Source organism: Shinella sp. G-2, assembly GCF_050172695.1.
GTDB lineage: Bacteria > Pseudomonadota > Alphaproteobacteria > Rhizobiales > Rhizobiaceae > Shinella.
This window is the reverse complement of the sequence record NZ_JBBEYH010000056.1, coordinates 1-2,433: the sequence shown is the minus strand read 5'-3', so window position 1 is coordinate 2,433 and position 2,433 is coordinate 1. Positions and strand designations below refer to the sequence as shown.

Sequence of the window (2,433 nt, the reverse complement as noted above, 5' to 3'; positions counted from 1 at the left end):
AGAACCTTGGCGAGTTTTTGGGCTGCGCTGTCCCATGTGAAGGTTTCGGCGCGGCGTTTGCCGGCGCGGCGCATGCGGGCGGCAAGATCGGCATCGTCGGCAAGGGCGCGGATCTGGGCGACCCAGGCACCGGCATCGTGCGGGTCCGCGGTGAGGGCGGCATCGGCGCACACTTCCGGCAGCGCGCCGCAGGGCGCGACGATGGCCGGGCAGCCGAGCATCATCGCTTCCAGCGGGGGAAGGCCAAAACCTTCCGTCGTCGAGGGACAGGCGAAGGCGGCCGCATGCACCATCAGGCCGGCGAGCGCCGCATCGTCGATGCGGCCGGTGAAGTGAACATTGGCCGGCACGCTCGCACCGAGCCGCTCGAAGTCGGCGCGGGTCGCCGCGCCGAACAGCACCAGCGCCAGGTCGGCAAGACGCGGATCGGCGAAGGCCCTCAGCAGCAGCGGAATGTTCTTGTGTGCCTGGGTGTTGGCGAGGGCCAGCACGTAGCGGCCCGGGGCAAGACCATGCGCGGCCGGCGCGCCATGGTCGGGCGGGGTGGCAAGAATATGGTCGCAGCCATTGTGAATGACGGTGATCCGCTCGGCCTTGGCCACGCCATGGCGCACGAGCTGTTCCTTGGAATAGTGCGAGACGGCGAGAATCTGCCGGTTGGCGCGCCCGAGCAGCGGCTGCAGGAAACGGTACCAGAGACGGAAGCCACGCGAATAGGACTGCGGCGTCAGATGGACCTGGGCATCGTGGATCATGGTGATGGCATGGGGATGCAGCACCGGGCCGAGATTGCACAGGCTCACCAGCACGCCCTTGCGCGCCGCCCAGGGCAGGCTGAGCTGTTCCCAGAGGATGTCGCGGGCGATGCCGCTGAGGAAGCGGGTGCGTCGCAGCGGCGTGACGGCAAGCGGCAGCGTGCGCGTCGCCTCGGCCGGGGCAAGCACCAGCGCGGCGGGAGCATCCACAGTGCCTACGGTGCCGGCGTCAGGTCCGTTGGCGGCCAGCAGACGATCCATCGCCAGGATGAGTTCCTCGGCGACGCGATGGACGCCTGTCGGCGCGGCGGTCAGGAATTTTCCGTTGAACATGATCGGCTTCATGCCGGTGGCCTTTCATGCGGTCAGGCGCACGGTCTCGGCCGTCATGGCCGGACCGGACAGGGGAGCGAGCCCAGGCAGGGCGGCAAGATAGCGGCGCAACTCGCGCTCGAAGCGGCGGGTGTCGAACTTGAGGGCATGGGCGCGGATCTCGGCCGGCACGAACTGGCCGACCTCCTTCTCGAAGCGGGTGAGCGCGCCAACCAGCGCCTCGACGCTCTGCTCATGGAAGAACAGACCGGTCTTGCCCTCCACCACGGTCTCCAGCGCGCCGCCGCGGCCGAAGGCGACGACCGGCCGGCCGCTCGCCATCACCTCGAGCGGCACGATGCCGAAGTCCTCGACGCCGGGATAGAGCAGCGCCTTGCAGGCGGCAAAGTGGGTTTCCATCTCGCTGTCGGAGACGGCACCGAGGAAGCGAACGGTCGGGCCGGCCGACTGCTTCAGTTTGGCGGTTGCGCCATCGCCGATGACGACGAGGGGCAGGGAAAGCTGAGTGCAGGCGGCGACCGCCAGCTCGATCTTCTTGTAAGGCGTGATCTGGCCGGCGCAGAGATAGTAGTCCTTCGGCCCATCGGTGATCTTGAAGCGGGAGACCTCGACGGGCGGATGGATGACGGAGGCCTCGCGGCGGTAGAATTTCTCGATGCGCCGGGCGACATAGCCGGAATTGGCGATGAAGTGGTCGACGCGGTGCGATGTGGTGACGTCCCACTGGCGCAGCTTCGGGGCGGTGAGGGCCAGGATGGCGCGCGTGAGGAAGCCGGCCTCGGCCATGTACTGGGGATAGAGGTCCCAGATATAGCGCATGGGCGAATGGCAATAGCAGACATGCACGGCGTCGGGGCGGGTGATGACGCCCTTGGCGGGCCCGGCCTCGCTGGAGATGACGAGATCGTAGGCCGTCAGGTCCAGTGCCTCCAGGGCATAGGGCATCAGCGGCAGCATCTTCTGGTAATGCCGGCGTCCGCCGATCTTCTGGAGGAAGGAGGTGGTGAGCCTGTGACGGCGGATCTTCGGGGACAGCTTGTCGGGATCGGCGACGAGGGTGAAGATGTCGGCGTCGGGGAACAGGTCGCAGAAGGTCTCCAGGACCTTTTCGCCTCCGCGCATACCCACGAGCCAATAATGTACCAGAGCAACCTTCACCGACCTGTCTCCATGGCGCCGGGCTTCATGTCCAGCCTGACGCAACGGATAGAGCAACACTGTCGAGAAAGCGTGAAGCCATTGCCGAGACTTCGATTAAAACTGTCGCCATCACCCCCTTTTTGATCGATTTCGGGAAAACAACACCCCAATCGATACAACAGGCTTAATGAAACAATAACAAAAT

Annotated in this window: 3 protein-coding genes; all 3 read right to left on the bottom strand. The window is 65.8% G+C overall.

Features of this window, described 5'->3' with window-relative positions:
• Window positions 1-1,100, bottom strand: a 1,100-nt coding sequence (locus V8U06_RS29030; protein ID WP_427143623.1) for a glycosyltransferase family 4 protein, incomplete at its 3' end; no start/stop codon positions are given.
• A gap of 12 nt (window positions 1,101-1,112) precedes the next feature.
• Entirely contained in the window at window positions 1,113-2,210 is a 1,098-nt protein-coding gene (locus V8U06_RS29025) for a glycosyltransferase (RefSeq protein ID WP_371826659.1), read from the bottom strand.
• Between the two features lie 32 nt (window positions 2,211-2,242).
• A partial coding sequence (locus tag V8U06_RS29020; protein WP_427143622.1) for a hypothetical protein occupies window positions 2,243-2,433 on the bottom strand: 191 nt, incomplete at its 5' end.